This is a genomic window from Herbaspirillum sp. B65 (assembly GCF_000333555.1).
In the GTDB taxonomy this organism is placed as follows: Bacteria; Pseudomonadota; Gammaproteobacteria; order Burkholderiales; family Burkholderiaceae_D; genus Herbaspirillum; species Herbaspirillum rubrisubalbicans.
The window spans coordinates 1-6,074 of sequence record NZ_BADI01000909.1 but is presented as its reverse complement, the minus strand read 5'-3'; the positions used below and the strand labels follow the sequence as shown (position 1 = coordinate 6,074).

Annotated in this window: 6 protein-coding genes and 1 pseudogene; 2 read left to right on the top strand and 5 right to left on the bottom strand. The window is 51.2% G+C overall.

All coding sequences use genetic code 11. The features are described from left to right. On the top strand, positions 1-1,077 hold a 1,077-nt coding region (locus tag I5W_RS21455; RefSeq protein ID WP_044530756.1), incomplete at its 5' end, for an IS256 family transposase. 334 nt (positions 1,078-1,411) lie between these two features. Further along, a complete protein-coding gene (locus tag I5W_RS31590) occupies positions 1,412-1,783 on the top strand; it encodes a hypothetical protein (protein WP_148289171.1) in 372 nt (123 codons plus the stop codon). A gap of 717 nt (positions 1,784-2,500) precedes the next feature. Here I5W_RS31590 and I5W_RS30365 read toward each other — a convergent pair. The 5 genes and pseudogenes from I5W_RS30365 to I5W_RS34305 all read right to left on the bottom strand — a co-directional run bounded on the left by I5W_RS30365 (position 2,501) and on the right by I5W_RS34305 (position 5,687). Beyond that, positions 2,501-3,151 (bottom strand): BON domain-containing protein, encoded by a 651-nt coding sequence (locus tag I5W_RS30365; protein WP_083893598.1) that lies wholly within the window; start codon positions 3,149-3,151, stop codon positions 2,501-2,503. Positions 3,152-3,837: 686 nt separating this feature from the next. After that, positions 3,838-4,089: pseudogene (locus I5W_RS33635) on the bottom strand (PHB depolymerase family esterase); the annotation flags it as partial. Continuing rightward, positions 4,050-4,241 (bottom strand): PHB depolymerase family esterase, encoded by a 192-nt coding sequence (locus I5W_RS33630; protein WP_252717162.1) that lies wholly within the window; start codon positions 4,239-4,241, stop codon positions 4,050-4,052. The gene I5W_RS33630 and the pseudogene I5W_RS33635, both read right to left, overlap by 40 nt. Before the next feature lie 464 nt (positions 4,242-4,705). Continuing rightward, positions 4,706-4,951 carry a hypothetical protein gene (locus tag I5W_RS21445; protein WP_044530755.1) on the bottom strand — a complete coding sequence of 82 codons (246 nt, stop codon included), beginning with the start codon at positions 4,949-4,951 and terminating at the stop codon, positions 4,706-4,708. A gap of 541 nt (positions 4,952-5,492) precedes the next feature. Continuing rightward, complete coding sequence (locus I5W_RS34305) at positions 5,493-5,687, bottom strand: catalase (RefSeq protein ID WP_159106144.1); 195 nt, start codon at positions 5,685-5,687, stop codon at positions 5,493-5,495. Positions 5,688-6,074 lie beyond the last annotated feature (387 nt).

Here is a 6,074-nt window from a genome sequence, read left to right as displayed (position 1 = left end):
GAGCACCTGGGCCATGAGAAGAACGGGAGCGTAGCCAATGAGTCGGGCAATACCCGAAACGGCAAGAGTCGCAAGACGCTCAAGGGCGAATTTGGCGAGTTGCCAATTGAAGTTCCTCGGGACCGTCATGGCAGCTTCGAACCGAAGCTGGTAACCAAGCATCAGACGCGCTGGGCCGGCTTCGACGACAAGATTATTTCGCTGTATGCCCGTGGCATGACGGTAAGAGAGATTCAGGCGCACCTGGAAGAGATGTATGGAACCGAGGTGTCACCCAGCCTGATTTCATCGGTCACTGACGCCGTCGTCGATGAAGTCAAAGCCTGGCAAGCCAGGCCATTGAATCCAATTTATCCCATCGTTTATCTGGACTGTATCCATGTCAAAGTGCGTGAAGGAACGGTGCGAGTAAAAGCCGTCTACCTGGCCATCGGCATCACCATGGACGGTGAGAAGGAGGTGTTGGGACTGTGGCTAGCGCAAACGGAAGGCGCCAAGTTCTGGCTGCAGGTTGTCACTGAGCTGCGTAATCGGGGCGTGCAAGATATCTTCATCGCTTGCGTTGATGGCTTGAAGGGCTTCCCGGATGCCATCGAAGCTGTGTTCCCGAAGACCACGGTGCAGCTGTGTATCGTCCACATGGTCCGGCACAGCTTGAATTACGTCTCATGGAAACGACGTCCGGAGGTGGCGGCTGACCTACGATTGATTTACCAGTCGGCAACCGCCGAAGAGGCCGAACTCCGACTCGGTGAATTCGAAGAGAAATGGGATGCAGAGTATCTGCCTATCGGCCAATCCTGGCGGCGCAACTGGCCCCGTCTGATTCCGTTCTTCGACTTCCCACCAGAGATTCGAAAGGTCATCTATACGACCAATGCCATCGAGTCAGTCAACATGAGTTTGCGCAAGCTGACTAAGAACCGGGGCTCGTTCCCCAGCGATGAGGCGCTGATTAAACTCTTCTTCCTGGCCCTGCGCAACATCAGTAAAAAGTGGACGCTGCCCATCCGAGATTGGAAAGCTGCACTGACTCGGTTTACTATCCAGTTCGGTGAACGTATCTCTATGAATTAAACGAAATCCCGTTTACACAAAAATTCGGACACGCCCGACAAAAATTACTCTTACTGTTCGTTACCGAACATATAGAATTTCTTAATAATTTAGATTTTATTTTTCTCTGTATGAGACCGCACAGACTGGGCAGATAGGCTGCGGCATATTGGACAAAATGCACATCGCTGCTCGAGCGTGGAGCTGTGTCGTGACATTTAAAGCTCTTTGAGGCGTAATTCAAGAACGAATGAAATGCTAATCATTCGTAAATATTTTAGTTTCGATCATCCGGGCTAAACTCTAAGCATTCCTTCAAGACGTTGTTCGCCTTCACATCCTGTCGGAGGAAATCATGGGAATTATGTTGATCAAAGCTAAACCGGATCCTAAATCATCTGACGTCGACTTACGTTTTTACTTTGATTATCCGCCGCATCATGAAGCTGGCTTCGTTTTGCTTAAAACGGGCTCTCATATGTGCCTAGAAGTGACGAGCGGCCTCGGCAGCGCACGTTTGATAGGTGAATTTCGTATTTGCTTCGTGCCGTCAGAGGAGAATCTTAGGATTCAAATTTGCCGCCAGGCTATTGCACAATTTATACGTGACATTGCGTCAAGTCATGGTCAGCTAGTGGCGCACTTCGATGAAAAATCCGCAGTGTGGAATGGGGATCTATACCCTGTTTCAAAAAAAATGCAGCGACTCTCTGTCGGCGAAAAATAGCCTGTGACCTTGGCTTGGTCAATCTTCAGTCCACCATATCCCTCACGCCAACGAAAGTATGATTACCCCGTAACGCCGCTTGATTTTTACCAGCGGCTGCTTCGATAAGTTGGAGCCTGGATTAACTAGGGGGCTGCTGACGCCAATTTGGCGGGTTGAAATTTATTCTAGGGCACCAACGGACCTCATAATTCCGATCTCTGCTGCACAAGCATATCGATTACTGGAATAGTTGATATGACCAACTTTGTACGCCGTACTCAGAATGAATAGAATCCACCGCATTTTTTAGGCGCTCATAGGAAAGCTCGGCTTCGGTTGCTGATGCGTTCTTTGGGGCAGGATACTCAAATATAACTTCTGGCCTTAGAGATGTGGTTAATTCCGCAATCACTTGTTCAGCATCAATAACGTCACTGGTGAACTCCAAAATTGATACATAGGGTTCATGGTATAGCTTGTATTTAACAATGCATCGCATCTATTCCTTGTTTTTCTGATTAGCGATCATCCTAATATGTCGCCTGTAATTGAAAATACCCTTCGCTCAGGACTCGGGGGTAGTGAAAATTGATAACAACTAGATAGCCTATTAATGACTAGGTAGTTATAAGTGCGGAGTAAAAGATTTTCACAAGAGAACTCTCTCGCGTGCAACTAATCCAAAAAATTCTTCTTGATCTCGATTCTTGGGGATCGATATCTGGCCATAGATTTTTAAGTTATAGAAAGCCGATCGATAACATTGCATACTCCAGGCGTTCCCCAAACTGCATTAGTGACCAGGTCTCGTTCCGCCAAATTATGTACAGATCCTGTTAACACTACCTCCGATCCACTAACATCGACAGAAATAGCTTTTGCTTCATCATGAGCACGTCGTTTTAGAGTGGCTTCTATTTCATGCTTGAGGGATGCTACCGATACCGCTTCCCTGATTCGAATGTGACTAATGACGCCTACAACTCCCATAAGATCCCGTACTGCAGAAACTGCTCCGCGCCGCTCAAAATCCCATCTAACCTCTCCAGTTAAAGTAATCCAACCGTGCTCAACCAATACCTGAAGGTTGTCATAGGGCACATAAGTAGACCACGAAAGTACATTAGACGCCGTACGTGCAATATCGGCGTCTTCACGGTGACTGGAAAGAGGTAGCTTTACGGCTATTGCAATGGCGACACCCTTAACACCTATAACCCGCTGTGCAGCGCGCTCTGCTGCTACCTTTTCAGAGTGGCTCCCAACATGACCGAAAAGAGTCACGATGCCAGTTGAAACCTCGACTCCTATATCGGTTGCGATAACAGAGGGATCCCACTTCAGTTCTTCGTATACGGCCTCCTGAATTTGCGCATCGGATTTCATAAGATCTCCTTTTGAAATATGAACATTGATTCTGGTCTCTAGCCTTAAGGATTTCTGTTCGTTATCGAACAGACTCTAGATGCGTAGGAATTTAAATTGGAACGGTGTCGATTTGTTCGCAGATTTGCCACAAACCGTCTTCACTTATTTCTCAGAGATAGGGGGGGAACGGATTCCTGCTTTAGACGAATGGGCTTGTGTACCGGCAATGAGCAGACAGCACAAAGAGCCGGTCACCTAAACAGGCAGGCGCGGCGACATCTCCATCAGCAGCATCGATGTCAGAGCTGCAGTTGATACCGTCCACAATCAATACCGGCGATGCCGCTCAAGGAAATTCAGCATCAGTCGGCTCGCGTCCGGTGCTTGTGCGTTACGGGACATCGCGTCATCGCCCCCGCTCCACGCGTGGCCAAGATCATTACCGAACGGATCATCACTTTACGCCCGATGGTATGATCGTTGATCGTGAACCTGCGCTGCATCGGCGCATTCCTCGAAGCCCGGCCGAACCTTCTTTCCTTGGTCGGCATTGCAGTTAGAGCTAATGTCCGGTTAAGACTCACGAACTGCTCCACCAATTGGCGCTGGTTAACTGACCGTACGGTCTTTTCAATGTCACCACCGATCAGAATAGCTGGCATTGTCTACATGCGCGGCAAGCGTACAAGCAGTTCATCCATGGATCACCCTGGATGTCCGCTTCCATGCTGCATCACCCTGTATGCACCGGCCGCGCTGTTGCAAGCGCCAAAGACGGGGCTAGAATGCAGGCCAACGGCTGCTACCAGCGAAGGATGCGTCAACGCAAGGATGTGCGCCATGGCCGCCCCCGCGGAGATCCCGCAGACATAGATGCGCTGCCGATCAATGGCATGAGAAGAGACGACATCTTCGATCAATGCTGCCAGCGTCGCGACATCCCAGCCCCCTTTTTGAGTCGTCTTTTCGTACCATTTCCAGCATCGCTGCGGATGAGCGCGTAGCGGCTGCTCTGGTTAGAGAACGGCGCCCCCCTTTTCGCCGCATGCACGTTCATGTCCGTCCCTTGTGCGAACTCAGCAGCGTTCTGCTGACAACCGTGCAGCATCACGACCAGCGGCATAGCGGCTTCTGGTCTACAAGGCAGGAATAGCCGATAGTGGATACGTTGCGTCAGGCCGGAACCATGACGGAGATGACCGCTGACCCATGCGCCGATTGGTTTGGAAGCATCGGAGGGGGTGGTGGTGGCAGATCGCCTCTCGGCTTTGGTCGTCGCGGATGGATTGGTTCGAAACACTTTCAAGATCGTTTCGATGCGCTTGCGTTGCGCGCTTGCGGCCTTCTTCATCTCTGAGAACCACAGGCGTTTTAGTTTCTTCAACATGGCGCATTCCGTTCTTGATTGCGCCGGCCTTAACACCTGGACGGCAAGTGACTAGTAGGGCCAAAGGCAGACCTCACGCCAAGGCGTCGTGGTCTAATTCAAGCTGTTCTGCCAACGCTTCGGCCAATTGCTCCAGTAGCTCATCTACGTGGGCGGTGTCTACGGCGGCCAAGCGGAAATCGTCTTCACAGTTGAGCTGGACCTCGGGGGAGTTCCACCTTTTCGCTCACTATGTTGGCGATTCCTAGCCCGAGGACGGGCCAACAGATACGATACTGATCACGCAGGAAATCAGTAACCAGCAGATTGGCAGCCAGCGGCATCAATGCCTCCTCTCCGTCGACGATTATCACCGCATCATATAGCGTCGACGGGGCGGCCAACAGTGTTATCTCGACGTGAAACGGCGTGCTCTTCGCGCAGATCGCCACGTCCAGCTGCTGGCCGCACGGTGACTTGCTGCCGCAGGTATACGTAGATCACCGTCAGCTTCGTGCCGTCCACGCCGTGGGTGAGCACAACACGACACGTTTGGCGGTAATCCAGCTCTCGTCTTTATAAGCGCTTAGAGGGAGGGCAGAAGAGTCGGCATATTTGGTGGCGTGTCGAACAGCCGGGGGCAGCTTCTCGCACTCCGAATCCCAGCCCTTAGGCGACTTACTGCGCCAGTATCAGGTCAGGTCAACATTGTTCAGCAGCGATATTACGCGTTAGCATGAGGGCTGGAATCTGCATCCGTATGAGCCCGAAGTGGAAGGCACTGAAGATGAGGAGCTGCTCAGCCAGTGTTTTTCTCTTCCAGAACAGCTTGGATTGCCAATGGCAATCGGCGAACCGCTCCGGGTTAGCATGGGCAGCCGCCGCCCAGCAGCTTAGCTCATAGGTCGAGCGGCTCCGGTTGACAGCCTGGCGGTGCATACCATTGCGCTGATTGTTGTGTGTCTTGCGTAGAGACGAGTCAATCGGGATCTCTTAGAAGTTGGCCTCGTCCAGGCGACTGGTCTGCCTATCCAGATAGGAGTGGATGCGTCCTTGCAGCAGGGAATCGTTGGTGAAGCCGAGACCAGGGATAAGATGCGCAGTACAACAGGCCGCTTTTTCGGTCTCGGCGAAGAAGTTATCAGGATTTCGGTTGAGTACGATGGCGCTCTGGCGTCCTAATGTCAATCTCCGATTGATGGTCCTCTCAAGTTGTTCTTTCCGTCAGTTCGTAACGGCTTCCTAGCCCTTCCGTCCCGTTGATTTACTGGCCATTAAGGGCCTCGTATGTTCGTTAACGGACGGTGACAAATATACAAAAGGGTCATACTCCATTCATTGAAACGGCATCACGGCATTCGCCGTGCCTACTTTTTTGGCCCTATTACCTGAGAGATGAATTGGAAAATGACCAGAACATATTATCGCGTCACTATCCCAAACCGACCGGTCACACCTGTTAAAGCAATGCACTTTGATTGACCTGCAGGCTGGTCGAATCCTGTCGACGCCCCGTGCCAGTTTGATTTATTTTCCCATCAATGGCTTGATCTCCATTCTTTCGCTGGGCGATGC